We start from the raw sequence: 26,654 nt of genomic DNA on the forward strand, positions 1-26,654 counted from the left end.
TTTAGAAGGTTTTTTTAGTTATTTAGTAGTGCACAAATTTAGGTGTTTGTCAAATTAATTTAGATGCGTTTACCCTGAGAGAGGACTGAAGTCCTCGCTACAAACGGCACAGCCTAACTAAAAGATCGATCGTCAAACGGCAATTCATCAAATCGCGAATCAATATCAGCCTCAGAATTCGCAACAGGGGAATTAGCGCGAGATGCCGACGGCTTAACAGAATTCACCTGGGCTACTGATAACTTGGCTGCAGGTTCCGATTTCTGTAGGTTAACTACAGGTAACTCCCCGCCATTTTCTCCATTTTTGCTCGTTTGATTCCACATCATCATTCCCAGCAAACCATCAACCAAACCGCCACCGCTACCGTTGCCTGTTACCGCAACATCCGGCACAACTCGCACGTTGCGATCGCCTATAATTTGCATTAACTGCAAAGCCGTATAACCCGAACCTCCCAAAGCTACAACACCCGCGCGATAAGCTTCAGCTTGAGCATTTCCCTTCACCCGAATCGACTCAGCTTCGCCTTGAGCTTGCTTCACCTGAGAATTCGCTTTCAACTCAGAAATCTTCACGCCTTGTTCCGATTTCACCATCTCTTGCTGAATCTCAGCCAGCGCCGTTTCCCGCACCAATTGTTGCCGCTGAGTTTGTGCTAATTGCTGCACCTCATAAGTCTTGCACTGTTCCTCAGCAATTTTGCGATCTGTCTGAGTTTGCATCAACTCTGCGGGTGGCAAAATATCCCCGATTAAAGTATCAATTGCCTGCACGTCGTAGGTTCGCAAAGCTGCTTTGATATACTCGGCTGCTTCCGCTTGCCTGCCGCTTCTTGCCGAGAGAAAATCTAATACAGAATAAGCTTGAGCCGAATTGCGGAAATAATTGCCAATTGTCGGCTGCAAAACGTGGTCTACTAAATTCTGCATCGAACCTACGCGAGAAATCACTTTTGGAGCATCCAAAGCTCCTACGTGAATAATCTGAGCTACTTCTAAATCAAAGGCAAAACCGTCTTGAGAACGCACGGTTAAAGACGAAAGTTGAGAATCGTAACTGTGCCTTTCTGTTTTACCAGACCAATTCAATACTATATTAGTAGTCGGCACTAACTCTACTTTCAAAATGCGAGTATTCAGCGGATGTTTCCCCGGATAAAGGGGAGTTACCCAAACCCCTTTATTGCCGACATTTACTAAATTTCCGTGGGTAAAAGCAGCGCCGCTCACATCTTCTGAGGTTTTGCCGACATAAGAAATAACCGCGCCGACATAGCCGATCGGGATTTCGGTCATCGGCACTTGGTCAACTCCGACAAACCAAGGATTTAAGTTCCACGAACCGGAAAGCAAAACCTGTTCCTGCAAACCGCGTCGCCCGCCAGCGGTGATAAATTTTTGCGCGTTTTGGAAGTTGTCGTGATTCGGAATAATTGGCCCTGCAATTTCGCCATCTTGGATCGGAACGCCGTCATAAGTTGTCACAACTCCCACTTTATCGGGAGCAATTTTGTACAGTTTCAACTGTTCCGCTGTCATCCCGTGTTTGGGAGCATTAGCTGCTGTAATTACCGTAAATAATGCCGTATTTATTCGATAGCTGCCGCCCGTCAGAATGCCGAGTTGGCGACCTTTTTCTCCACCGCTTTTAAGAAATTTGCGAGCATCTTGAAAATTGTCGCATTCTGTGATTTTGCCGAGGATGCGCTGCGGCGGAATCGACTCGCCGGCGGCGGCGATAATTAAAGCAATTTCACCTTGGGGAACTACAGTTAGAGACTCTTTGCGAACGTTGTACTGCAAAGGCCAATAACCCCAGTGCCAACCGGGGGGCAAAGTATCAGCTTGATATCCAGCTTCTCCGTTTAAGGCAATTAAATCTCCGGGCGGTAAAGATTTGCCGCCAAAGCTAAACTTTTTACTGACAATTCCGACTTCGCGATCGCCAATTACTACCAATCCGCCAAAAAATAATGGCAGCACCAGAATAATTATCATACCGCCGATCGCGATCGGGATAAATCCGCCCGGATCGAGCTGCATTGTCTGCACGGGAACACTGCTGCGTAACTGCCCTAACTGCAAGCTAGAATCAGGTTTTGCGACTAACTGAGTCGAGCTTTGATTTGGGAGGGGGATATTGCTAGCTGCTAATACCTGTGAAGGTTTCAAACTGGTTGTTGCACTAAGAGCTAAAGACGCCGAAACAGCGGCTGCAAACTGTTTTAAAACGCGGACTTTGACTTGAGATTTGGACAAAAATGAATAAAGCATTTTTTTTGAGCAGGGCTAATTTGTCCTAGGAGTTCCAGCTTAGCCTTACTAAAAAGTTTTGGCGTAAAACTTAAGATCTTATTTATCATTATTTGCCCTCATAACAGTCATATTTTTCAGTAGAAATACTTATAATTAAATTACAGGCTGACAATCCCCCGTTTTAATGCGGAAATCGCGGCCTGCGTGCGATCGCTAACTCCCATTTTGCTCAAAATATTGTTGATGTGAAACTTGACGGTGCTTTCGCTGATGTGCAAAACTTCACTAATCTCGCTGTTGCTTTTACCCGCGACTATGAGGCGGATGACTTCTAATTCGCGATCGCTCAATTCAGGGCCACTCAGGCGATCGGCTAACTTAACACCCACTGCCAGCGGAATATACTTTTTACCCTCAAAAACCGCCCGAATTGCTGCTAAAAGCTCCTCTGGTTCCGCATCCTTCAGCAGATAGCCCTTAGCACCAGCTTGCAATCCGCGATAGATGTTTTCATCGCCGTCATAAGTCGTCAGCACCACAATCCGGGCGCTGGGAAACTCCGCACAAATCGCAGCAATGGCGGCGACTCCATCCATTTGGGGCATCCGCATATCCATAAGGGTGACATCGGGCTGATATTCGCGGAACATTGTTAATGCTTCCTGCCCGTTACTTGCTTGCGCCACAACTTTAACATCTGATTCATGATTCAGCAGCGCCACTAAACCTTGCCGCACAATATAATGATCGTCGGCAATTAAAACGCGAATAATATTGGATTGGTTAATCATGTTTCCCCTGTTAATTTTATAAAAAAAAATGAAAATATCAATACAAACTTACTATGTATGGTGCGAAATGTGTACCTTACTTTACTGGCGATTAACTGAAACTATAACTTCTGTTCCGTTTCCGGGGCTGCTGTTTACAATTAGTTGCGCGTTAATGCGATCGGCGCGTTCTCTCATTCCCAATAAACCAAAGCCATTCCTAAAACCGAAACTTTCCGTATCAAATCCCTCTCCGTTATCTTGCACTCGCAAAAGGAACTTGGATGTTTCGTAAACTAACTCAATTTTGATCGCTGTAGCTTTGGCATATTTGAAAGCATTTGTTAATGCTTCCTGCCCGATACGCAACAGGTTATTTTCTACCTCTAATGGTAGGGAATAGGCTGTGCCAACTACTTCTAAAATAGAGCGCGTATCAGTATCTGATGACATTTGTTTAGCAATTTGGTTGAGAGCGCTATACAAGTCACCATCTTCTAACAGTTGCGGGCGCAAAGATTCTACGGATCGCCGCGCTTCAGTCAGGCCAGAGCGAGCCAATTCGCAGAGAGTTTTCATGTGTACTTGTGCTTGTTCTGGATTTGCTGATATTACCCGTTCAGCAGCTCCCAAATGTATGATAATACCTGCAAAAGTTTGCGCTAAAGTGTCGTGAATTTCCCGCGCCATGCGGTTGCGCTCTTCGAGAATATTTTGGTCTATGAGTTGTTTAGACATCCTTTTTAGACGTAATTGGTTTTCGACGCGCACTAAAACTTCTTGTTGTTGAAAAGGTTTTGTAATGTAGTCTATTCCGCCCACAGAAAATGCTTTTACTTTATCAAAAATTTCTTGCAAAGCGCTGATAAAAATTATTGGGATATTTTGAGTTTTTGGAGCAGCTTTAAGCTGCTCGCAGACTTCGTAGCCATCCATGTGAGGCATCATAATATCCAGTAAAATTAAGTCGGGCAAGTTGGAATCGATAAAGTTAAGACCTAATTTCCCACTGGGAGCTAGGTTAACTTTATAGCCAGCGGCCGATAGTATGCCACTTAAAAGTTTTAAATTCTCCGGACAATCATCAATCACTAAAATACTTTCTTCGCGGGTAAGACTGAGTTTTTTGTTCATGTCTCATCCCTTAATGTGTGTATTAAATTGAGCAACTGTTCGTACTGAAAATTTTTAATGCAAGCTGCGCTCGCCCTAGCTAAGGGCTGATTGATTTCGCGAATTTGACTGATGACTGTTTGCATCTGTTCCAAATCGAGGTTGCTAATGGCTTGCTGGAGATTGGCTACTAACTCAGGAGGTAATTCAGAAAAAGCGGTTTTTGTCAATACATTTACTTCATTTTCTGTGAAACTGGGGGCAGCATTTAGTTCTTCAAAAACGAATTGCACCCTGATATGTTTGTGCAGAACATCAAATATGTTCGCTTCTCTAAATGGTTTGCGAATAAAATCATCGCAGCCGATAGAAAGAACCATAGCTTTGTCTTCCTCAAAACTACTTGCTGTTATAGCAACAATTGCTGTCTGGTGTAGGCACGGAGGCACTACCCCTACAAAATCCTCGTTTTCCGTAGGGGCAATCCCCCTGTGGTTGCCCTCTTTAATTTGTTTGGTTGCTTCATACCCATCCATCACCGGCATCCGCATATCCATAAAGATTAAGTGCGGTGAATATTGCTCCCACTTTTCTATTGCTTCTCTCCCATTTTGGGCTTCGTAGACTTCAAAACCGATCGCGGAAAGCAGTTTAACTAGCAGTTGGCGGTTGTCAAAAGCGTCGTCTGCAACGAGAATTCGATAGCGGGGTTGATTGGGTGCGATCGCAATAACTCGTCTAGTTGGCTGTTCCCGTTGGCGATCGGCACTTTCAACGGAATTAACTTTAATGTCAAATTTGAAAATAGTACCGCCTCCCGCACGAGAACTGACTGTCATTTCACCTCCCATTAACTGCACAAAAGAACGTGCGATAGTTAAACCTAATCCTGTTCCTTGTTGCGATTCTTCCCCTGTTTTAGTTTGCACAAAAGCTTCAAATATCTTGTCTAATTCACTAACATCAATTCCCTCTCCCGTGTCTTCTATCTCAAAGCAGATTTGCTGAGCCAAATCCTGATTTTTAATTTTCACATAAATGCCGCCTTCGGAGGTAAATTTAATCGCGTTAGAAAGCAGGTTGATCAAGATTTGGCGCAATTTAATTTCATCAGTTCGCACATATTGGGGAACGTCGGGCATCCGCTCTACTAATAACTGCAATCCCTTATTTTGTGCCGGAAGTTGGAACATATTTTCGATGTCGTCCAGTAGGCGGTGGAGGTCAAAATTTGTCTCGTTGAGAGTCGTGCGTCCCGCTTCTATTTTGGACAAATCTAATACTTGGTTAATCAGTTCCAGCAAATGTTCTCCGCTGCGGGTGATAATACTCAGGTGTTCTTGCTGTTCCTGCAATAGGTTAGAAGAACGATTCATTAATTGGGAAAAACCCAGAATTGCATTGAGGGGAGTCCGCAATTCGTGGCTCATATTTGCGAGGAATGTACTTTTTGCTCGGTTGGCTTCTTGTGCGGCGTCTTCGGCTCGTTGTCGCTCGATAATTTCTCGCTGGAGTTCGAGAGTGCGATCGCTCACTTGCTGTTCTAAAGTGCGGTTGTAGTCGGCTAAAACTTTTTCGGCTTGTTTGCGATCGGTGATATCTTGAAATGTGGCGATCGCATAATTAATCTTGCCAGTTTCATCGACAATTGGAGTGCTAGAAACCTCTAAAGAAACAATCTTATCAGGTCGGTGGAACTCGATATCATCTACTTTGACAGTTTCACCCCCCAAAGAACGCACGATTGGGACTTGTGCGGTGGGATATAACTCGTTAGTTCCAGCCAGATAAAGTTGACAAGCTTCTGCTAATTTCTCAGTATTTGCTTCGGGTATTGTAGGAATGGCACTTAGTTGATGTGCTGTCTGATTTGCGTAGGTAATCTGTCCGGTGGTATCATGCACGGCTACCCCGATCGGCATAGCGTCGATAAATTGAGTCAGTCGGTTTTCGCGTTCTTTGACTTCCGCGTAGAGTTTAGCATTGGTAAGTGCGATCGCCGCTTGTCCCGATAACAATTGCAAAACTTCCAGGCGATCGGGAGTAAAAGCTTGTGCGGTAAGGTTATTTTCGAGATAAACAATAGCAGCCAGTTGACCTTGATTCATCAAAGCAGCACACAAAATAGACTTGGGCTGACGTGCTTTGATGTAAGGGTCATTCGTAAAGTTACCTTCACGAGTGGCATCATTTAACACTAAATTTTCTTTAGTTCGAGCGACATAATTGATAATAGCTTCGGAAAGTTCCTGGCAATTTTCAACGGGCTCAGATTGCAGCACTGTTATCCGTTCATCATTAATGGCACCTTCAGCTTCTATCAGCAATTTTCCCTGGGTTTCTAAAATTAAATATCCTTTTTGAGCGCCGACATTTTCAATCAAATTTTTCATCAATCTGGAGAGTAATTTATCCTGTACAATTTCCCCAGCAATTGCCTCGGAAGCTTTCATGACTGTAGCGATATCCAAGGAAGAACTCGAACGGCTACCCGTAGTTGATGTAGTGGTTGAAATGTTTTTATTTGTAGGTCGATCGATCGTAAATAACTGCGGATATCGCGTTTCTAAATCTTTGACTTTAGCCACCGCACCCCAGAGTTGATAGCAGTAACGAGCTTCCTGCATATAAGCTTTGGCTGTTAATTCTTTACCCCTGGATAAATAGAACTTGGCAGCGAGTTCGTAAGCGAGGGCGACTTCGTGGATGTACTCGTTTTCTTTGGCAAGGGAAATTGCGCGATCGTAATAGTCGATCGCCCGTGCATCTTTACCAATAACCCGATATCTTTCTGCCTCAACTAAATTAAATTTGTGCAAGTGATTCATCGGAGCGTGATGCGCCCATTTTTTCATTTTTTTCTGATTAGCCGTGACTTTTTTTAAACAGTGCTTTTTCTCGTTTTGAGAAGCATTAGAATAAAACGAAAGCTGAGCCAGCGACTCATAAAAATAGCAGTAGGATACTTGCAGAGTTCCAGCGGCACTATCTACATACTGCATTGTGGAAGCTGCATTTGATACCGCTTCAGCATATTGCCCGAATAAATAACAGAGAATCATTTTATAAAAATGCAGGGCAAAAATCGAAGTGCGATCGTTAGCTTCCGTTAACAGTGATAGCGCAGTCCGCTCATCATAGGCTTCCCCAATTAAATAGCAGGGATTATCCGACTTACCTAATAAATTTAAAACCGACTGATCTAATGGTCTAATCTGCCAAATAATTGGATCAAATTTTAACTTTTCTATCCCATCGCGATAAGTAGCAATATCGCGTTCCAGCCCTGACAATTCAGCGCCGAAGAGGTACGAATAACCGCAATAAGTTTGAGACGCACAAGCACGTTCTTCAACTTGTCCTGTTTCCAATCCGCTTTTGTAAGCTTCTAACAAAGATGGCAAACTTTCTTTAGCTGGTGCTTTCCAATGACGGATGAAGTCATTAAAGGGAATAAGGACTTTAGTTTTTAATTCTGGCTTGCCAAATTGTTCCAACATCCTCAATGCTAGCTGACCAAATTGATAACCACCTTCAATATCTCCCACCACTCCGCACAAAATTAATCCATAAACTGCATAAGCATGGAGAGACTCAGGATAGTTGCCATACTTTACAGATAAAATAACCTGCTTAAACACAATTAAAGGCATCAGTTGAGGGGCAACGCCATAGGCGACAGTAGTCATAAATGACAAGATACGCAGTGCAGCTTGTTTAGCAGGATCGCTTCCTTGAGGTAGATTGGCTAAATCCTCAATGCGTTTCCCAGCTAGGGTTAACTTAACTTCCAGCAATCCTATTATGCTATCTAGATTGTTAGGCTTTGCGGGCAGTTTGACTCCCAACTGCCTCAGAATTTTGAGCCCCATATTAAGTGCCATATCTAGTTGATTTTGGGCAGCATGAGTACCCATTTTTACCTCGATCGCTTTGACGCGATCGAGCACTGTTTTAGCATTTGTTAGCACGAGGTTCCCTAAACTTTCCATCTGCTCAAAATCGCCCAATATGTAAGCTAGCTCTGCGGCTTCTTGATGCAGTTGCAAACTTAGCTGGTATTGCACCACCCAACTGTTTTCTCCCAGCAATTTTCTCCCTGTTTGCAGATAGTTAAAAGCTGGCTGATAAGCCGCTGATGCCTTGGCTTTATTGCCAGCAATCAGATTTAACTGAGCCAGTTCATCTTTTTCTTGCTGGCGATCGATTAATTCACTGCCGAAATTGAGTTGATTAACAATGTCAAATATTTTTTCTTCTCGCTTGTCGATCGAAGTGTTTTGCAGCAGCAGTTGTCCTATTTGTCTGTGGACTATCGGCTTATCCTGTTCATCAATCAGGGAATAAGCAGCTTGCTGAATTCTGTCATGAACAAACTTGTATTCTACGGATTGGTTACTGGCTGATTTACCTGCAATTTCTAATTCGACATCTCCCATATTCCCCAGCAAGAAAACTAAATTTTTCGCAACTGCTTCGTACAAATCATCGGCCGTTTCTCTCAGATTTTTTTGGCGAATTGACGCTAGCGTTTTCAGATCGAATTGATTGCCAATGCAGGCTGCCACCTTTAAAGTTTCCTGCGTATTATCGGGCAGTTGTTGAATTTTGCCAGCCATCAATTCGACAACATTATCAGTGAAATTTCTCGCTTGAATTTCTTCTAAATTCCACTGCCAACTCCCCTGTGTCCCCCCTTGGTGAGGCTGGGCTGTTTCATTCTCTTGTAGGGGCAATCCCCCCGTGGTTGCCGCGATATCTGAAACCCCTACCCCATCGTCTATGGGCTGGGCGGGCACGGGGGCACCGCCCCTGCAAAACCCTGGTTTTTCGTAGGGGCAATCCCCCCGTGGTTGCCCCGAAACAGCCCTGGGGGTAAAGTCAAATTGTAAGAGTCCTTCTGTATAAAGCGATTTGAGAAATTCATTCATAAAGAAAGGATTTCCGCCCGTCTTGAAAAACACTAACTCGGCAAGGGAGTTGACTCTTGCTTCCGGGCAATTCAGGGCATCAGAAATCAGTTGAGTAACAGAGGATAAATCCAAAGGTGACAGAAAAATGCGATCGACCTTTGCCCCTGTTTTGACAATCTCTTCAATTGTTAGCATTAACGGATGAGCCGCAGAAACTTCGTTATCCCGATAAGCCCCAATTAAAAACAGTCCCGCTGGCGAAGCATTCATCAGCAGTTGCATCAGTTTCAGAGATGCCCCGTCAGCCCACTGCAAATCATCGATAAATATTGTCAGAGGATGTTCGGGTTTGGTAAAGACTTTAATGAAGTTTTGAAACACAAAATTAAAGCGATTTTCCGCTTCTGCCGCACCCAATTCTGGCGGCGCAGGTTGCTTGCCGATAATTAATTCAATTTCAGGAATTACGTCAATAATGACTTGACCGTTGATTCCCAAGGTGTATAATATTTTTTCCCGCCATTCTTTGAGATTGGCTGCGCTTTCTGTCAACAGTTGTTTGGCTAAATCCTGAAAAGCGCTGACAATTGCGCTGTAGGGAATGTTGCGCTGGTATTGGTCAAATTTGCCGGAGATAAAATAACCGCGCTGTTGAGTAATCGGTTTGTATAATTCTTGCACCAAAGCTGATTTCCCGATACCAGAATATCCAGAAATCAACATCATTGAACTTGTGGCACAGGCATCTTGCCTGTGATTGCTTGTGGCACAGGCATCTTGCCTGTGACTGCTGACTGTTTCAAAAGCTGTTAGTAAACTATCAATTTCTCGCTCTCTGCCATAAAGTTTTTGCGGAATTTGAAAGCGATCAGAAATATCTTGACATCCTAGGGAAAAAAAGGATATATTGTTATTGCTGTGCAGTTGATTTAAGCATTCTTCTAAATCCGCTTTAATGCCGATCGCACTTTGATACCGCTCCTCAGCATTTTTCCCCATCAACTTCATCACAATATCGGAAACAATTTGCGGAATTTCGGGATTCACCTGAGATGGAGATAACGGCTGTTTAGCGAGATGACTGTGTACTAATTCCAGCACATCGTTAGTGTCAAAAGGCAATTTGTTTGTCAGCAGTTCGTAAAAAGTAGCGCCCAGGGAATAAAAATCCGTGCGGTAATCTAAACTGCGGTTCATTCGGCCGGTTTGTTCCGGCGACATATAAGCAAGAGTTCCCTCTAAAATGTTGGGATTTTTTAGGGTAGAATTCTCCCGCGTTAACTGCGTGGAAATGCCAAAATCGATAATTTTGAGTTCTCCGCTAGCTGGATTGAAGACAATATTTGAAGGGTTAATGTCTTTGTGAATGATGTGGGCGCTGTGAATTTGTTGTAAACTTTCTGTGGTGGCGATCGCAATTCGCAAGAATTCTGCAATACTAAATTTTTGCTGCTGCATCCAAATTTTCAAGGATTCGCCGCCAAAATCCTCCACAAACATCACCAGCGTGTTTTGATATGGCTGCAAATCATAGGCTTTTATACAGCCACTCAGATTCAGAGATTGTGTAATTTTATACTCTGTGCGATAGCGAGCGAGTTCTTGGGGCGTGGGATAATTTTCTTTGAGGATTTTGAGGACGACGGGTTGATTGTCGGGCTGTCGCAATGCTCGGTAAACCAGAGAGTTTGCGCTTTCGTAGATGAGCTCTGTGATTTCAACGCCGGGAAGAGTCAGCATATTCATACCGCTGTCAACTTTGCAGTCGAACATAGCATAAATTTGCTCCTCACACCAGAGGTGCGTGAGCCATCAGTCGATTTTAGATTTTAGATTTTAGATTTTAGATTTTAGTCTGCGACTATTTTTCTGCCAAAACAGGTTTCCCAGTCAATACAACCTGTTCGATAATGTCAGCGGCGCGCTTGACTCCGCCCGATCGCCCGATCGCCTCTTGCAGCGCGATCGCCCTTTGTTTATACGACTCTTGGGTTAGGACTTTCACAATTGCCGATCGCAATTTAGGAACGCTCAATTCCTTCAAAGGAACCACTTCCCCAACACCCGTATAAGCAATCCGCGCTGCGACTCCCGGCTGATCGTTCGCCACAGGAATTGCCACCATCGGTACTCCATTACTCAAGGATTCCAAGGTTGTATTCATCCCCGCGTGAGTAATTGTGAGAGTTGCTTTTTGCAGCAATTCTAATTGGGGTGCATAGCCAACAACGATCGGATTTCCCGGCAATTGCGGGAAGGATTCTGGACTCGCGCCACCTCCCAGAGAAATCACCAATTGAGCGTCTAATCCTTCACAAGCAGAGGCGATCGTTTGAAAAACATCCAGCAAGCGATTTTGAATAGTTCCCATCGAAGCATAAATCAATGGTTGGCCAGTTAATTGTTCAAAAGGAAAAGGCACTGGTTTGCGCGTCGCAGGATTGTGATAAGGGCCTGTGAAATGGAAATGTGAGGGTAAATTTTGTCTGGGAAATTCAAATTCAGCAGGCTGCTGAGTGATTTGAGCTAGTTTCGAGTAATAATCGTTTGGGTGGGATTGCAAAGGTAAGTTCCACTTTCTGCGATACTCAGAAATCCCTTCTCGAATCGGTCTGGCAAGCAAACTGAGTAACTGATAGCTGACTTGATTCCGTAAGCGTCCTTTCCAAGTTGGATCGTACTGCCAAAGGGTACAAATAGGTGGAACGTCGGGGTCTCGATTTAATAGTAACGCACTGCAAACTGTGATAAAAGGAATGTTTATAAATTCTGCAATTGTTCCTCCTTCCAGTGAAACTTGGTCTACGAGTAAAGCTTCTACATCAGCTTTTTTAATAGAGATAGGAGCCTCTCTAAGAATAGCATCTGAAGTCTTCGCAACTTCCTTAAAAGTATGTTGCAATGCCGCTAGTCCGCTAAGTTTTCCGCGTTGGGAAAGGATTTCTGCGAACCAGCCGACGGGAAACTCTTCTTCAGCTAATGGCTGAAATTCCAATCCGCTGGCTAAGGTTGTGACTTGAGCCTCAAGGAAGCCAAATACTGTAACTCGATGGCCTCTGCGAAGCAGTTCGCAGCCTAATGTTGTCATAGGGTTGAGGTGGCCGGCACCGGGTGGACACAGAATGCCGAAGTGAGTCATTAGTAAAGTCTCCGTGTGAATTCAACCTTTTTTAGCATTTAATCGGCGGTGTGAGGGGTTTTTGTTGGGCGTTGGGGAGGTGGGGCGATCGCTCCTCTTGGCTACAGCTTATTTTTGCTCTTCTAGGAGCTTAAAATCACCGCCAAAAAGTATTATTTCCCAGCCAAAACAGGTTTCCCAGTCAACACAACCTGTTCGATAATGTCAGCGGCGCGCTTGACTCCGCCCGATCGCCCGATCGCCTCTTGCAGCGCGATCGCCCTTTGTTTATACGACTCTTGGGTTAGGACTTTCACAATTGCCGATCGCAATTTAGGAACGCTCAATTCCTTCAAAGGAACCACTTCCCCAACACCCGTATAAGCAATCCGCGCTGCGACTCCCGGCTGATCGTTCGCCACAGGAATTGCCACCATCGGTACTCCATTACTCAAGGATTCCAAGGTTGTATTCATCCCCGCGTGAGTAATTGTGAGAGTTGCTTTTTGCAGCAATTCTAATTGGGGTGCATAGCCAACAACGATCGGATTTCCCGGCAATTGCGGGAAGGATTCTGGACTCGCGCCACCTCCCAGAGAAATCACCAATTGAGCGTCTAATCCTTCACAAGCAGAGGCGATCGTTTGAAAAACATCCAGCAAGCGATTTTGAATAGTTCCCATCGAAGCATAAATCAATGGTTGGCCAGTTAATTGTTCAAAGGGAAAAGGCACTGGTTTGCGCGTCTTTGGGTTGTGATAAGGGCCGGTGAAATGGAAATAAGGGGGTAAATTTTGTCTGGGAAACTCTAATTCAGCAGGCTGCTGGCTGAGCTGAGCGAGTTTAGAGTAACCATCATTCGGGTGAGAGTACAAAGGTAATTTCCACTGGTGGCGATACTCAGCAATCACCTCTCGAATCGGTTTGACTGCCAGATTTAGTAACTGATAGCTGAGTTGATTGCGTAGGCGGTTTGGTAAAGTTGGATTGTATTGCCAAGAAGTACAAAACGGAGGAATGTTAGGGTCTCTATTTACCATCAAAGCACTGCATACTGTGACAAAAGGAAGGTTGAGAAATTCTGCAATTGTTCCTCCCTCGAATGAAACTTGGTCTACGAGTAAAGCTTCTACACCGGCTTTTTGAATGGCAGTTGGAGCCTCTGTGATGATAGCAGTCGAAATCTCTGTGAATGCTTTGATAGTATATCGAAATGCTGTCATTCCGCTGAGTTTCCCCAGTTGGGCCAAGCCTTCTGCCATTGAGCCTGGGGGAAATTCATCTTCAGCTAATGGCTGGAATTCTAAGCCGCTGGCTAAGGTGGTGGTTTTAGCATCGAGGAAGTTAAATACGGTAACTCGATGGCCTCGGCGAAGCAGTTCGTTGCCTAATGTTGTCATGGGGTTGAGGTGGCCGTCGCCGGCTGGACAGAAAATGCCGAAGTGGGTCATTAGTAAAGGCTCCGTGTGAATTTAACCTTTTGAGCATTTAATGGGCGGTGGGGGGTTTTTGTTAGGCGTTGGGGCGTTGGGGCGTTGGGGCGATCACTTGGAGAAACTCAGGAATGGGACGCAGGCTTTAGTCATTGCCAGAGAGTGTTACCAGTATATAGTTGTATGCGATCTGCGATACCTAGCCAAAAGTTCAGGTGATCTCCTCAACCAAAGGTTAGTTCAAACTAAGTTGTTTTTATACCTTCAAAACTCAACTTTGAGCTAGCTACTTTAGCCAGGGAATTTTCTAAACTAAATTTACGCATAGGCCAGCCATAGCCTAGCTGTAAAAAATCCACAAGGAGTAACTTCCATGTCGAGTGAAAGCATCATAAAAAAAGCAACATCTACACCGGAAAACTCAACCTATCGAGAATTGAGCGACTTGGAACTCGAAGCGATCGCAGGTGGTATGCGTACTATCACAATCGAAGGCCCAGTGCCGGACTATCTAAAGCCCCGCATATCCACGCAACTGATTAACTACTTGCAGTCATATTTCGGGAAATGAGCGGCTTGTAACTATAAGCGATCGCGCTTCCGCTGAGTTTAAACATCCAATCAGAAAACATCAATGGAAACCCAGTTTATTTAAGAAACTGGGTTTTTATTTACCTCATATCATATACGTGTGAATCGAGCGTAATTCCTGTAGGGGCGGTTTTTACCAACCATAATCAACTAGAACTAATAATCTTGTAAACCAGATCCTGGCTCCATAGCACGTCTAAATCATTATATAAATCTACAAAAAAGGCTTTGCTTAATCAGGGTATGAAAAAAATCACTTAAAAATCCCGAAATTTTGTGAATATTGGTTTCTATGCCTTGCATATTTAGCCTTTCCTACCTTAAATCAGCAACGCCAAAATCTTTATTTCAAAAGCTTACTACACTGAATATATAGCAAGTTTATTTGAGTTGTGAATGTAGAACAACCTGAAACGCTTGTGATGATTGAATCGATTGTTTACAAATCAAATGGTTTTGCTATACCTTTTGTCAATTTGGGAAGTTAAATGTAATTGGTGATTGGTAATTGTAGGTGGGGTAGAAGGAAGGGAAACCACGCCTACAATTACTATTCACAGTCATTCGATTTTAGATTTTAGATTTGAGATTTTGGATTGACCCCACGGATAAATTCGGGGAGTTGAGAATTTGAGATTTGAGATTTTGGATGGATTCCACGGATAAATCACGTGGCGAATACCATCAAGAAATTCTTGGTCAAAGTCCTAAGTCAAAAGTTCCAAGTCAAAAGCTAACAGCCAACAGTTAATTGTTAACTGTTGACTGTTAAACTGAATCCCTGTGCCGAACTCGCTAGAAACTGCCGGAATGGCTGTTCATTCTTTGGATTTAGAACTTTTGGAAAGCTTACCTTCAAAAGGTTGAACTCCACTATTTGGATAGTTGTCATCGCTGGGGCTAAAAATCCGCACCGCTGCTTCCGAAACGTAACGCATTGCGTTTGTCAAAGATTTAGAAAGATTCATAGAATCTGCCTCTCTTGTCTGAGTTCTGATACTTTTAATATTACTCGGATTTTTGGGCTGTGGATGAGTTTAGCAATATTTATTTGAATTACTTATTGGTCTGCAACATAGAAGCAAGCTGAAGGTTTGAGAAATTACGCATTTTTGGACGATCGACCTTTTGCTGGTAGATTTTTCCTTGCTCAGCTCAAGCACTCGCGATCGCCCTCCCGACGCTCAGAAACCGGGTTGTCTAACTCTCTTCAAAGGCTGCAAGGAAATATTTTCGCAAAAAACCCGGAACGCTTGAGTGTTTGTGCTTAATTCCTGAGTTTGTTAAATTCAGTATTTATATTGCTTTTACCATAATATTAATCGAAAAATCAACCTAAATCTGCTATTAAAGGGCATAATAAGCGAATTTGTCCGACAAATATCTGCAATCTTTATCAAAAATTTACAAAAAGATATGGTGTTTGTCACTATAATTAAAAAAAAGAAGTTTGTTCGGGGTTTTTCTTATGGAAACTGCGACAGAAAGCCTGCAGCTCACAGGTTTTGAAGAAATCTTAGAAGACCAGGAACTAACGGTTTCTTCAGCAGATTACAGCCTTTTGACCGATCTCTACCAGCTAACGATGTCCGCTTGTTACGTCGGGGAAGGGATCGACGGGCGGGCCGCGAGTTTTGAATTATTCGCGCGCAGGCTGCCAGAAGGTTTTGGCTACGCGATCGCGATGGGTTTGGCTCAAGTTATCGATTATTTGGAAAAATTTCGGTTTTCGCCGGCGCAAATTGAGGCTTTGCAGTCCACTGGGATTTTTGCCGACGCCCCGGAACGATTTTGGACTTTACTCGCCACAGCTCGTTTTACTGGCGATGTTTGGGCGGTGCCGGAGGGGACGGCGGTGTTTGCTAACGAGCCTCTGCTGCGAATTGAGGCTCCTCTGTGGCAGGCTCAGTTAGTGGAAACTTATTTATTGAATGCGATAAATTATCAAACTTTGATTGCGACGCGGGCAGCGCGGCTGCGGGATGTGGCGGGCCCGGAGGCTAAGTTGCTGGAATTCGGGACGCGCAGGGCTTTTGGGCCTCAAGCTGCTGTTTGGGCGGCTAGGGCTGCCCTGGCTGCGGGATTCGACGGAACTTCTAATATTTTGGCTGCTTTGAAGTTGGGCCGCAAGCCTGTCGGTACGATCGCCCATGCTTTGGTAATGGCTGTGGCTGCCCTCGAAGGCAGTGAGAATCAGGCGTTTGCAGCTTTTCACCGCTATTTTCCGGGGGCGCCGCTGCTGATCGATACTTATGATACTGTGGCGGCGGCGCGGATGTTGGCCGATCGAGTAAACAGCGGTGAAATGCAGTTGGAAGGCGTGCGGCTGGATTCGGGCGATTTGGCGCTGCTGTCTCGGGAAGTTCGATCGATCCTGCCTGGCGTTCCAATTTTTGCTAGCGGCGATTTGGACGATCGAGAAATTGCGAAATTAAAAAGTAGCGGTGCTTGCATTGACGGTTACGGTTTGGGAACGAAGTTGGTCAGCGGTTCTCCTATCAACGGTGTTTATAAGTTGGTGGAAATTGACGGAATTCCGGTGATGAAAGAGGCAAGCGGCAAGGTAACATATCCAGGAAGAAAGCAAATTTTTAGACATATTGAAAATGGGCAAATTCTCGGAGATTATTTGGGATTGTCGGGAGAAACTATTCACAATTGCGATTATTATTTACCATTAATGGAGTTGGTTGTCAAGGATGGCAAACGAGTTCATAACCAGGAAAGTTTGGAGGAGATCGCCAAACGCACTGCTGCTTCTGTCGCCAGTCTTCGACCCGAAACTCGCCAACTTGACAACCCGATTTCGCCGTCAGTGGAAATTTCTACAGATTTGCAGAGTCTCACCGAAAAAACGAAAAAGAGTCAATCGATTTTAGATTTTAGATTTTAGATTTTAGATTGAAGTTAGTAGTCAGTAGTCAGTAGTCATCAATCAACAGTCAACAGTCAACAGTCAACAGTCAACAATTACCGATTCCCTATGCAGAAGATTGCTCTTTTTGGAACCAGTGCCGATCCGCCCACAGCGGGACATAAAACAATTCTGAGTTGGCTTTCGCAACATTTTGATTGGGTAGCAGTTTGGGCGTCGGACAATCCTTTTAAGTCGCATCAAACTTCTTTACAACACCGATCGGCAATGCTGCTGTTAATGATTCAAGAAATTAATTCGCCCAGACACAATCTTTGCTTGCATCCAGAACTCAGCAGTCCGAGGACTGTGGAAACTGTGGAACAAGCAAGATTGCTGTGGCCGGATGCAGATTTGACGCTGGTAATCGGTTCTGACTTGGTGGGGCAACTGTCTCGCTGGTACAAATTTGAACAATTGTTAAAACAAGTGGATTTGCTGATAGTACCGCGACCCGGTTATCCATCAGAGCAAATAGATTTGTGGCAGTTGAGGCGCATGGGTGCAGACGTGGCGATCGCATCTTTGAGTGCTCCCAATGTTTCTTCTACTTCCTATCGGGAAAAAGGAGACAGGGAAGCTCTGACTCCGACCATCGAAGATTACATCCATAGGGAGCATTTGTACGCATGGCACGAGGCACAAAAAAGAGCGAGGGTTGCTCATTAGCTGACTTTAAAGTAGGAGTAGATAATGTTATTTTTTCCGTCGATACCGTGCAGAACCGCTTGTTGGTGCTGTTGGTAATGCGGCAAGACGAACCGTTTATCGATTCTTGGAGTCTTCCCGGTACTTTGGTGCGTCAGGGCGAGTCTCTTGAAAATGCGGCTTACCGAATTTTGTCTGAGAAAATTCGGGTAAAAAATTTGTATCTGGAGCAATTGTATACTTTTGGAGAACCCGGGCGCGATCCTCGGGAAATTACCAGGGGCGATCGTTATCTTTCGGTTAGTTATTTTGCTTTGGTACGCTTTGAGGAAGCTGAGTTAATTGCTGGGAGTGTAGTCGCGGGTGTCGGGCACCGTGTCGGCGGTATTGCTTGGTATCCCGTGCAACAAGTTCCTAAGCTGGCCTTCGATCACAATCAAATTCTCGAATACGGATATCGGCGACTGCGTAACAAACTTGAATACAGCCCGGTAGCTTTTGAAGTTTTGCCGGAACTTTTTACTTTGAGCGATTTGTATCAGCTTTATACAACTATTTTGGGAGAAAATTTTTCTGATTATTCTAATTTTAGAGCTCGATTGTTGAAATTGGGTTTTTTGTGCGATACCGGTGTTAAGGTTTCGCGCGGGGCGGGCCGCCCTGCTAGTTTGTACCGCTTTGATGCGGCCGCTTTTGCTCCTTTCAAAAATAAGCCACTGGTGTTTATTTAGCTGTTCCTTAGATGACATTCTGGGATCAATTTAGTAACATTAGAATATAAGCTATTAAGGAGTGCAGACGATGAAAGACCCTGATGAATGCGCTAATATTCACGAAGTTCGGGAGGAAATTGATATTATCGATCGAGAAGTGATCGAGGCTTTGAGCAAGAGATTTCAATACGTCATCGCGGCAGCAAGGTTCAAAACGAGTGAAGCTAGTGTTCGATCGTTCGATCGCTTTCACGATATGTTACAGCAGCGGCGCGAGTGGGCTCAAGAATCGGGTTTGAATCCTGATGTGGTTGAAAATATTTACCGGGATTTGGTAAATTATTATATTGAGGAAGAGTTGAAACATTACAAATCTGAGTAATCTTTCGCTACATTCAAATCTAGGAATATAAGAAAGTGAGTCCGCGCCGGCGGACTGTTAGCAATATTTATTAGGTGATTTGGTGAGATGAAAATTGCGATCGCACAACTCAACCCTACTATTGGTGATATCTTGGGCAACTCCAACCTGATTCTGGAGGCTGCGAAAAAAGCTGAGGTTGAGGGCGCAAACTTATTGCTAACACCGGAACTTTCCCTGATCGGTTATCCGCCGCGCGATTTGTTAATTAATCCGAGTTTCATTGCAGATGCAGGTACACAGTTGCAGCAACTGGCGCAAGCTTTGCCGCCGGAGTTGGCAGTCATAGTAGGCACTGCCTTACCTAATGCTAATGCTGTTAAACTCGGCGGAAAATCCTTGTTTAATAGTGCTATTTTGTTGCAAAATGGCGCCGTCAAAACAGTTTTTCATAAACGCTTGTTGCCTACTTATGATGTATTTGATGAAGATAGATATTTTGAACCGGGAGAAAACAGCAATTACTTTTCTATTGGCGAAGTCAAAATCGGCGTGACAATTTGTGAAGATTTGTGGAACAATGAGGAGTTTTGGGGTAAACGCAGTTACGCGGGCGATCCTGTTTCCGATCTGGCAAAATTGGGTGTAGATTTAGTGGTGAATTTGTCGGCATCGCCTTATTCTGCGGGGAAGCGGGGAGTGCGATCGGCGATGTTGCAGCACAGCATCATTCGCTGCGGGATACCGATTATTTACGCTAATCAGGTAGGGGGAAATGACGATATTATTTTTGATGGTAGCAGTTTTGGTGTGAATCGAAAGGGTGATTTAATTCAGGTATTAGCTTCTTTTGAAACGGATTTTGCGGTGCTGGAATATGACGCCACTAAACAAGATTTAGTTGGCAGCGGTGGGAATGGGCAAGATGCCCGATCCACAACAGATTTAAGTTTTCATCCGGCAGAAGGAGATGCAGAAATTTGGGCTGCTTTGGTTTTGGGAGTAGGAGATTATGTCCGCAAGTGCGGTTTTTCTAAGGTTGTACTCGGTTTGAGTGGCGGGATAGATTCGGCTTTGGTGGCTGCGATCGCCAGTTGCGCGATCGGGCCCGAAAATGTTCTAGGGGTGTTGATGCCTTCTCCTTACAGTTCGGATCATTCGGTTAATGATGCTTTGGAATTAGCACGAAATCTTGGCATTGCAATCGAAATGTTGCCGATCGGCGATTTGATGAAAACTTACGATCGCACTCTCGCCAATTTGTTTGTCAATACAACTTTCGGGATTGCTGAGGAAAATATTCAATCGCGGATTCGAGGCAATCTGTTGATGGCAATTTCTAATAAGTTCGGACATTTGCTGCTTTCGACTGGCAATAAGTCGGAAATGGCGGTGGGTTACTGCACTCTCTACGGCGATATGAATGGGGGATTGGCGGTGATTTCTGATGTGCCGAAAACTCGCGTTTATTCGCTTTGTCGGTGGCTGAATTCTGGGAGTGAGAAGATTAAAAATCATGCAAACTTGGGAAAGGAAATTATTCCGGTTAATATTATTACTAAGCCGCCGAGTGCTGAACTAAAACCGGGGCAAATTGACCAAGATTCTTTGCCGGATTACGATGTTTTGGATGACATTTTGCAGCGGTTGATAGAACATTACGAATCGGTTCAACAAATTGTGGCTGCAGGACACGATGAAGCGGTGGTTAAACGTGTAGTAAAATTAGTGAGGCAAGCGGAGTTTAAACGGCGACAAGCAGCCCCTGGTTTGAAAATTAGCGCTCGAGCTTTTGGTACCGGTTGGCGGATGCCGATCGCCAAATCTTCATTTTATTAAACGCATCATTAAACGCACAATGGTTAACATCGACGGTAGTTTCGGCTTCGATTTTCTCCTGGGAACTCTCAGCAACGATACGATTAGAGGATTTGCGGGTAATGATACTGTTCAAGGTTTGGGGGGAAATGACCGAATTTTTGGCGATCGGGAAAATGATTTGCTAGCAGGAAATGAAGGCGCTGATACGCTGTCTGGCGGTCAGGGAAGCGATACAATATATGGAGGACAAGACTCCGATTGGATTTTTGGCGATCGGGGTAACGATTTGCTAATAGGCGGCGAAGGCGGGGATCTCTTAACAGGAGGCGCGGGTGATGATTTATTTGTGATTGAAAAAACCGCCGCATCTACTATTACTGAAGCGGATATAATTACAGATTTTGGCAACGGCAATGATAAAATTGTCTTGACAGAAGGCATGAAGTTTAGCGATTTAGAGCTTTCTGTTTCCGACAACCAAACTATTATGAAAGACAAAAAATCTGGTAATTATTTAGGAGTTATTTTGGGAAATTCTAATCTGACTGAATCAAACTTTATTTCGCTGTTTGGCGGACTAGATAGGGGTCAGCTTTTGCCAATTTCGGTTAACACGATTATAGCCGATCGCGCGATCGGACTAGAAGTGGCGCAAACTCCCCAAGAACAAGCCACAGGTTTAATGTTTCGCACAGAATTGCCAGACGACAGAGGAATGCTTTTCCCCATCGAACCCGCGCGAAACGTGCGTTTTTGGATGAAAAACGTGTTTATTGAGCTCGATATGGTTTTTCTGCGGGAAGGCGTAGTGCAGGCAATAATTCCTAACGTACCGCCGTGTTTGAGCGAAACCTGCCCCAACTACGGCCCGGATGTTCCCGTTGATGGAGTTATTGAACTCAGAGGCGGAAGGGCAGCCCAATTGGGACTCAAAGTTGGCGATCGGATTCCCAATTTGCCCTAAAAGGTATATGATTTTATCGCAGCATTCAACATTTTTGCATCCAATGAATCCTATGAATCCTATTGAATTAAAAATAATCCCCCATCAAACTCAAGACGGTTTAGCTTACCAACATTTGCGCTTGCGAATTACAACTCAAGACGGTATCATCACACCCGATGATTTACAAGGTTTGAAACTTCCTCAAGACGTTCAATTAAGCCAAGGAATTGTCATTGAAGGTAGAGGAGCAATTTGGCTGTACGGGTATTTAGTACATGAATGTCATCCTGCGGCTTGGGTGGGATGTTACGATCCGCGATTAGAAGGTGCCGTGGTAGTAGCGACGCACAAGCACGAGGTATCAGTTGGACAGGTATTAAAATTGAGTTTACCGAGCGATTAAGACTCTACGTAGCGAGTGTAGCGGCTTTGGTTTTGAATGCCAACCCGACTCTTACTCCGGCTCAAGTTGAGTATATCTTGACGACAATAGCCAAACCAAATGGGATAATAGCCTAGAAAAAATAGGCAGCAACTATTCAGAAATATTAATCGATCGCCATACACCCGCGCGAATCTGTTTTGTCCGAACCTCAGCGCGGATGGGATGTGGATGCAATCCAGCAATGGATGGCAAATATGGATTGACTTCGCAGTTAGAAATTTGGCAGAAAGTCGGCGCTTATACTTGTCGAACTTGTGAAGGTCAAATTCAAAATTTTAGCAAGCAAGTAGGATGGAACATGAGCTCGCAAGTAATCCCTATACCAGGGGAGTATCCAACAGTTGCTGCATGAAGTTGGCAAAGTTATGTTGACAGCGATAAAAGCATAACTAGGTACTGTCTTTTTGCTGGCGCGCAGATATGACAAGCGTGGAAAGTTACAAAATTTAACCGATTTTCTACTTTCGCCAATTGCGGCAAGTAACAGTTAATACAGCATATTCCTGGTTCATGAACTACAGTAGCAGCTATATTGTGTGGTGTTAATCTGTAGGGTGCGGATCTGCGAGATTTTGGATAAAACTTGCAGAGTGTTGATGGCGACGCACCTTACTTGCTTGACTTTTCAAAGCTTTTTACCTAGGCCTGTTTCTCACCAATCATTTAGGATTGCTATAAATTGAGAGGGTTTTAATAATATTGAGGAATTGCTGCAAAATGGTGGACGAATGATTATGCCGCCAAACAGCAGTTAATTGAGTGGTTGTCGTTTGTTCCTGAATCTGACGATAGACCACTCCTTCGCGTTGAAGATTCTGTACGTGAGATGGCAGAATGCTGATACCTGTTTCCCCTGCGACTAATCCCAAAATTGTGACCATAAAGACGGCTGTTTGAGCAACTTTAGGAACAAACCCTGCTTGCGAACATACATGGTAAATTTCCTCAGATAAGCCAGCCACAATCTGATGAAGGGGCATTACAAATTCTTGATCCTTTAGGTCGGAAAGCGAAATTTTGGATTGGGCTGTAAGCGGATGGTTTTTGGGTAAAACGACGACAAGTGGTTCTTGCGTGAGAGACATCGTTTCTAAATCATTGGCTTCAGAAATATCGTGGTAGAGATAGAGAAAAATGATATCAGTCTGGCGATCGCGCAACCTCTGAATTAGGGAAGCACTATGTTCTTCCTGCAAAATCAGTTTTACCTCTGGATATCGCTGTCGAAAAGTTCGCAGCATCTCTGGAAAGACACCATTCGCGATCGAACTGGGAAAACCCACCGTCAAATAACCCAATTCACCCTGATGAATGCGCTGGGTTTTATGTACCGCTTGTTCTAACTGTACCAAAGTTGCGCGAGCTTCTTCTAAAAACGCCTGTCCTGCTGGGGTTAGCTGAATCGGGTGACTTTTGCGATCGAATAGCTTCACACCCAGTTCAGCCTCTAAATCTTTAATTTGTTGACTTAGGGGCGGTTGGGCAATGTGCAATCGCTTTGCCGCGCGACTAAAGCTCAGTTCGTCTGCCACTGCAATGAAGTAACGAAGATGGCGAAGTTCCATAGGTTATACGATTTTAGATTTGAGAATTGAATGATTGGGAATGAATGATTACTATCATGGTTTGGAGCACGAGCCTACAGTTATATTCTCTTTTGTAACGGGGATTAAATACTATATTTTTTAAGTATATTGTTATATATAAAAAAGTATTTGACATATAGCTATAACTTCTTTATTTTGAAAGTAATAGTTATAAATTTCGGCACAAAATACCTATTTAAGTATTGCTTAATGAGGATTATTCATGATTTCGCAAGTAATTCGACGAGTTGCAGTTGTGGGAGGAACCCACGGAAACGAGTTGACTGGGGTTTATCTGATTAAGAAGTTTCAACAATTCCCAGACTTACTGAAACGATCGAGCTTTGAGGTGGTTACTCTATTAGCTAATCCTCAAGCGGTAAAGTCCAATCGGCGTTATGTCGATCGCGATTTGAACCGTTGCTTTGCCGAGGAAGATTTGTCTAACCCAGATTTGATGGGTTACGAGAACAGACGTGCTAAGGAAATCTCCGCCCAACTATGTCCGAAAGACGAACATGGGGCTGATGTGATCGTTGACCTTCACAGCACAACGGCCAACATGGGGCTGACAATTTTACCATCTAGCAAACATCCATTCAATTTGCAATTATTAGCTTATTTGAGTGAGATCGAACCCTCACTGCGAGTTTGTTTCGGAGAGCATTCTGGTGAGGATGCCCCAATGCTTCGATCGCTCTCTGCTTTCGGTGGCACCATAGAAGTTGGGCCCATCGCCCAGGGAGTCATTAACGCCCGTCAGCTTCAGCAAACCGAAATGCTAGTCCACGCCATTCTGGATTATCTCGACGCACAAAATCGGGGAAAGCCGCTTCCTATACCATCATATTTAACTGTATATCAGGCGATCGGCTCAGTAGACTATCCCAGAAATTCACTAGGTGAACTGCAAGCCGCGATCCATCCCCAACTTCAGTTCAAAGACTATGAACCCTTACATCCCGGTGAACCGATGTTTCTCACATTTACGGGAGAATCGCTCCACTATAAAGGAGAATCTACTGTTTTCCCTGTATTCATTAACGAAGCAGCCTATTACGAAAAACACATAGCGATGGTTTTGACGCAAAAACAACAGCTTCAGCTTGAAACGGCATAACTTGCCGAAAAATATGACTTTTATGAAATTAGGGTTATGACTTTTATGAACTCAAGCAATGAATTTATGAATTGACTTATCATCTCGCCGATGGAAGAATGTTAATTAATTTAAAATCACGCATTGTCTCCCCTAAACACCAGTGAATCTCAAATTATCAGGAGTGAATTTATGGAAAGTACGCTCGGTATATTTGCAATCGATCGCGAACAGCAGCTCACAGCAGCATTAACAACCTTTGGTAACAGCGGTCAGCTTAATTTTTTCACTGCATCCAGTCAATTTAACGGTAGCATCCCTAGCAACGGCCTTGACATTGATAATTTGACAGCGAGCGCGATCGGCGAACAAGGACAAATAGCAGATTTTGTAGTAACCCAAAGCAGCGAGAGCCTCAGTTACTCAGCCAACAATCAAGTCGCTAGCATTACATCTCTTGCTCAACAAAAATCGAACTCAGATGCGATCGCTGTCGGCACAGATCCCCTCACAGGAACGAGAACGGCTAATCAGTTGAATTTATCAGACCCAGACAACTCCTTAGCCACTGCACGCAACATGGGTGTTGCTGATAACAATCCCCTCATCTTCAATGATTTTGTCGGAGTTGACGATAACGAGGATTATTATCGCTTTACTATTAACAACAATAGCGATGTAAGCTTGCGTATCGATGTTTTGAATGGAGCAGGAATCGAGTTGATTCAAGATAAGAATCGCAACGGCGAGGCTGATTATGATGAACTTCTTGGCAGCGATTATGCCTCGCCCGGTGCATCCGGCGAGATAAATTTCTTCAACCTGACTCCTGGAGATTACTATGTCGCAGTTTATAGTTACTTTGACTATAAGAATTACAACCTGAATCTAGCTGCAACGCCTGCTACTGGTTTTAGCAGCAATTACGGATACGGTTTAGTAGATGCAAATGCAGCAGTAGCCGGCACTTTTAACAGTCCCGTTAAATTCCCCGAAGTTCCTAATTTGGGCGGGAATGATTGGGCAAGAGACATGGTAAATGCGCCGGAAGTTTGGCAGGGGGGAATTACCGGAAATGGGATTGTTGTAGCTGTCGTCGATAGCGGTGTTGACTACACCCATCCCGATTTAGATGCCAATATTTGGCAGAATGCGGGTGAAATTCCCAATAACGGAATTGACGACGACCGCAACGGATATATTGATGATATTCGGGGTTGGGATTTTGTGTGGAACGACAACAACCCAATGGATTGGGACGGTCATGGGACTCACGTAGCAGGCGCGATTGCGGCCGAACGAAATGATTTTGGCATAACTGGAGTTGCCTACAATGCAAAGATTATGCCTGTGAGAGTTTTGCCGGCATTTGGCTCTGGGAACTTTAATAATTTTGCTGCTGGAATTCGTTATGCTGCTGATAATGGAGCTAATGTAATTAACGTTAGTATTGGTGGCTGGTCGCCTAGCATGGAGGTTGATGAGGCAATTCAGTACGCCACTAACAAAGGAGTTGTTGTCGTCATGTCAGCAGGAAATGATGGTTTTTCTGAACCAGACTATCCAGCTAGATATGCCGATCGCTTCGGAATTGCTGTGGGAGGAATTGATATAAATGGCAGGATGGATCAATTCTTTAACCGTGCAGGTGGCCGACCTTTGGATTACGTAGTTGCACCGGGAGTAGACATCTATTCTACAACTCCCTACAACACCTACGAAACCTACAGCGGCACATCGATGGCAGCCCCTCACGTAGCGGGTGTAGCGGCTTTAGTTTTGAATGCCAATCCGAATCTAACTCCGGCTCAGGTTGAGCAAATTTTGACTGCAACAGCCAACCAAAATGAGATAATAGCCTAGAAAAAATAGGCAGCAACTATTCAGAAACATTAGTCGATCGCCTTACAAGCGCGCGAATCTGT

Annotated in this window: 20 protein-coding genes; 12 read left to right on the forward strand and 8 right to left on the reverse strand. The window is 44.3% G+C overall.

The features are described from left to right. Positions 1–113: 113 nt before the first annotated feature. From QT979_RS22070 to QT979_RS22095, 6 genes are all read right to left on the reverse strand, one after another. The gene (locus QT979_RS22070; RefSeq protein WP_333215112.1) at positions 114–2,276 is read right to left on the reverse strand and encodes a flotillin family protein; all 2,163 of its coding nucleotides are present in this window, start codon (positions 2,274–2,276) and stop codon (positions 114–116) included. 140 nt (positions 2,277–2,416) lie between these two features. Beyond that, positions 2,417–3,049 (reverse strand): response regulator, encoded by a 633-nt coding sequence (locus tag QT979_RS22075; RefSeq protein ID WP_445304802.1) that lies wholly within the window; start codon positions 3,047–3,049, stop codon positions 2,417–2,419. An 81-nt stretch (positions 3,050–3,130) separates the two neighbouring features. Further along, entirely contained in the window at positions 3,131–4,162 is a 1,032-nt protein-coding gene (locus QT979_RS22080) for a response regulator (protein ID WP_333311690.1), read from the reverse strand. After that, positions 4,159–10,794, reverse strand: a complete 6,636-nt coding sequence (locus tag QT979_RS22085; protein ID WP_333311705.1) for an AAA family ATPase — start codon at positions 10,792–10,794, stop codon at positions 4,159–4,161. Before QT979_RS22085 ends, QT979_RS22080 begins: the two co-directional genes overlap by 4 nt. Before the next feature lie 121 nt (positions 10,795–10,915). Then, the gene (locus QT979_RS22090) at positions 10,916–12,193 is read right to left on the reverse strand and encodes a glycosyltransferase (RefSeq protein ID WP_333311691.1); all 1,278 of its coding nucleotides are present in this window, start codon (positions 12,191–12,193) and stop codon (positions 10,916–10,918) included. A 152-nt stretch (positions 12,194–12,345) separates the two neighbouring features. Continuing rightward, on the reverse strand, positions 12,346–13,623 hold the full coding sequence (locus QT979_RS22095) for a glycosyltransferase (RefSeq protein WP_333311692.1): 1,278 nt from the start codon (positions 13,621–13,623) through the stop codon (positions 12,346–12,348). 355 nt (positions 13,624–13,978) lie between these two features. Between QT979_RS22095 and QT979_RS22100 the strand changes: the two genes are divergently transcribed. Further along, on the forward strand, positions 13,979–14,176 hold the full coding sequence (locus QT979_RS22100) for a hypothetical protein (RefSeq protein ID WP_333083724.1): 198 nt from the start codon (positions 13,979–13,981) through the stop codon (positions 14,174–14,176). Between the two features lie 838 nt (positions 14,177–15,014). Here QT979_RS22100 and QT979_RS22105 read toward each other — a convergent pair. Continuing rightward, positions 15,015–15,164, reverse strand: a complete 150-nt coding sequence (locus tag QT979_RS22105) for an isochorismate synthase (RefSeq protein ID WP_333083725.1) — start codon at positions 15,162–15,164, stop codon at positions 15,015–15,017. A 126-nt stretch (positions 15,165–15,290) separates the two neighbouring features. On the opposite strand from QT979_RS22105, the gene QT979_RS22110 reads away from it, so the two are divergent. The 9 genes from QT979_RS22110 to QT979_RS22150 all read left to right on the forward strand — a co-directional run bounded on the left by QT979_RS22110 (position 15,291) and on the right by QT979_RS22150 (position 22,396). Further along, complete coding sequence (locus QT979_RS22110) at positions 15,291–15,467, forward strand: hypothetical protein (protein WP_333233167.1); 177 nt, start codon at positions 15,291–15,293, stop codon at positions 15,465–15,467. Positions 15,468–15,664: 197 nt separating this feature from the next. Next, positions 15,665–17,089: a nicotinate phosphoribosyltransferase gene (locus tag QT979_RS22115; protein ID WP_333311693.1), complete on the forward strand. Its 1,425-nt coding sequence runs from the start codon at positions 15,665–15,667 to the stop codon at positions 17,087–17,089. 90 nt (positions 17,090–17,179) lie between these two features. Then, a complete protein-coding gene (locus QT979_RS22120) occupies positions 17,180–17,779 on the forward strand; it encodes a nicotinate-nucleotide adenylyltransferase (RefSeq protein ID WP_333215101.1) in 600 nt (199 codons plus the stop codon). Then, a complete protein-coding gene (locus tag QT979_RS22125) occupies positions 17,740–18,489 on the forward strand; it encodes an NrtR DNA-binding winged helix domain-containing protein (RefSeq protein ID WP_333311694.1) in 750 nt (249 codons plus the stop codon). Before QT979_RS22120 ends, QT979_RS22125 begins: the two co-directional genes overlap by 40 nt. 70 nt (positions 18,490–18,559) lie before the next feature. Then, positions 18,560–18,853, forward strand: a complete 294-nt coding sequence (locus tag QT979_RS22130) for an isochorismate lyase (protein WP_333083730.1) — start codon at positions 18,560–18,562, stop codon at positions 18,851–18,853. Between the two features lie 87 nt (positions 18,854–18,940). Next, positions 18,941–20,671: an NAD+ synthase gene (locus tag QT979_RS22135; RefSeq protein ID WP_333311695.1), complete on the forward strand. Its 1,731-nt coding sequence runs from the start codon at positions 18,941–18,943 to the stop codon at positions 20,669–20,671. A gap of 19 nt (positions 20,672–20,690) precedes the next feature. Then, positions 20,691–21,617, forward strand: a complete 927-nt coding sequence (locus tag QT979_RS22140) for a DUF192 domain-containing protein (RefSeq protein ID WP_333311696.1) — start codon at positions 20,691–20,693, stop codon at positions 21,615–21,617. A gap of 52 nt (positions 21,618–21,669) precedes the next feature. Continuing rightward, positions 21,670–22,002 (forward strand): CRISPR-associated ring nuclease Crn3/Csx3, encoded by a 333-nt coding sequence (gene crn3, locus QT979_RS22145; protein WP_333083735.1) that lies wholly within the window; start codon positions 21,670–21,672, stop codon positions 22,000–22,002. A gap of 223 nt (positions 22,003–22,225) precedes the next feature. Then, the gene (locus QT979_RS22150; RefSeq protein WP_333215090.1) at positions 22,226–22,396 is read left to right on the forward strand and encodes a hypothetical protein; all 171 of its coding nucleotides are present in this window, start codon (positions 22,226–22,228) and stop codon (positions 22,394–22,396) included. Between the two features lie 307 nt (positions 22,397–22,703). On the opposite strand, the gene QT979_RS22155 is transcribed toward QT979_RS22150, so the two are convergent. Then, the gene (locus tag QT979_RS22155) at positions 22,704–23,609 is read right to left on the reverse strand and encodes a LysR substrate-binding domain-containing protein (protein WP_333083738.1); all 906 of its coding nucleotides are present in this window, start codon (positions 23,607–23,609) and stop codon (positions 22,704–22,706) included. Positions 23,610–23,853: 244 nt separating this feature from the next. On the opposite strand from QT979_RS22155, the gene QT979_RS22160 reads away from it, so the two are divergent. Both QT979_RS22160 and QT979_RS22165 read left to right on the forward strand, forming a co-directional pair. Next, positions 23,854–24,750 (forward strand): aspartoacylase, encoded by an 897-nt coding sequence (locus QT979_RS22160; protein ID WP_333230283.1) that lies wholly within the window; start codon positions 23,854–23,856, stop codon positions 24,748–24,750. A gap of 171 nt (positions 24,751–24,921) precedes the next feature. After that, the gene (locus QT979_RS22165; protein ID WP_333230285.1) at positions 24,922–26,592 is read left to right on the forward strand and encodes a S8 family peptidase; all 1,671 of its coding nucleotides are present in this window, start codon (positions 24,922–24,924) and stop codon (positions 26,590–26,592) included. Positions 26,593–26,654: the final 62 nt, after the last annotated feature.

This window comes from Microcoleus sp. w2-18bC1 (assembly GCF_036700365.1).
Lineage (GTDB): Bacteria > Cyanobacteriota > Cyanobacteriia > Cyanobacteriales > Microcoleaceae > Microcoleus.

What these genes read in the sequence shown, in the direction of transcription:
- QT979_RS22155 (WP_333083738.1), bottom strand. Translation starts at nt 23,609, where the DNA reads ATGGAACTTCGCCATCTTCGTTACTTCATTGCAGTGGCAGACGAACTG.
- QT979_RS22140 (WP_333311696.1), top strand. Translation starts at nt 20,691, where the DNA reads ATGGTTAACATCGACGGTAGTTTCGGCTTCGATTTTCTCCTGGGAACT.
- QT979_RS22070 (WP_333215112.1), bottom strand. Translation starts at nt 2,276, where the DNA reads ATGCTTTATTCATTTTTGTCCAAATCTCAAGTCAAAGTCCGCGTTTTA.
- QT979_RS22080 (WP_333311690.1), bottom strand. Translation starts at nt 4,162, where the DNA reads ATGAACAAAAAACTCAGTCTTACCCGCGAAGAAAGTATTTTAGTGATT.
- QT979_RS22165 (WP_333230285.1), top strand. Translation starts at nt 24,922, where the DNA reads ATGGAAAGTACGCTCGGTATATTTGCAATCGATCGCGAACAGCAGCTC.
- QT979_RS22105 (WP_333083725.1), bottom strand. Translation starts at nt 15,164, where the DNA reads ATGAATCTTTCTAAATCTTTGACAAACGCAATGCGTTACGTTTCGGAA.
- QT979_RS22100 (WP_333083724.1), top strand. Translation starts at nt 13,979, where the DNA reads ATGTCGAGTGAAAGCATCATAAAAAAAGCAACATCTACACCGGAAAAC.
- QT979_RS22125 (WP_333311694.1), top strand. Translation starts at nt 17,740, where the DNA reads ATGGCACGAGGCACAAAAAAGAGCGAGGGTTGCTCATTAGCTGACTTT.
- QT979_RS22135 (WP_333311695.1), top strand. Translation starts at nt 18,941, where the DNA reads ATGAAAATTGCGATCGCACAACTCAACCCTACTATTGGTGATATCTTG.
- QT979_RS22085 (WP_333311705.1), bottom strand. Translation starts at nt 10,794, where the DNA reads ATGCTGACTCTTCCCGGCGTTGAAATCACAGAGCTCATCTACGAAAGC.
- QT979_RS22150 (WP_333215090.1), top strand. Translation starts at nt 22,226, where the DNA reads ATGGATGGCAAATATGGATTGACTTCGCAGTTAGAAATTTGGCAGAAA.
- QT979_RS22160 (WP_333230283.1), top strand. Translation starts at nt 23,854, where the DNA reads ATGATTTCGCAAGTAATTCGACGAGTTGCAGTTGTGGGAGGAACCCAC.
- QT979_RS22130 (WP_333083730.1), top strand. Translation starts at nt 18,560, where the DNA reads ATGAAAGACCCTGATGAATGCGCTAATATTCACGAAGTTCGGGAGGAA.
- QT979_RS22120 (WP_333215101.1), top strand. Translation starts at nt 17,180, where the DNA reads ATGCAGAAGATTGCTCTTTTTGGAACCAGTGCCGATCCGCCCACAGCG.
- QT979_RS22095 (WP_333311692.1), bottom strand. Translation starts at nt 13,623, where the DNA reads ATGACCCACTTCGGCATTTTCTGTCCAGCCGGCGACGGCCACCTCAAC.
- crn3 (WP_333083735.1), top strand. Translation starts at nt 21,670, where the DNA reads ATGAATCCTATTGAATTAAAAATAATCCCCCATCAAACTCAAGACGGT.
- QT979_RS22075 (WP_445304802.1), bottom strand. Translation starts at nt 3,049, where the DNA reads ATGATTAACCAATCCAATATTATTCGCGTTTTAATTGCCGACGATCAT.
- QT979_RS22115 (WP_333311693.1), top strand. Translation starts at nt 15,665, where the DNA reads ATGGAAACTGCGACAGAAAGCCTGCAGCTCACAGGTTTTGAAGAAATC.
- QT979_RS22090 (WP_333311691.1), bottom strand. Translation starts at nt 12,193, where the DNA reads ATGACTCACTTCGGCATTCTGTGTCCACCCGGTGCCGGCCACCTCAAC.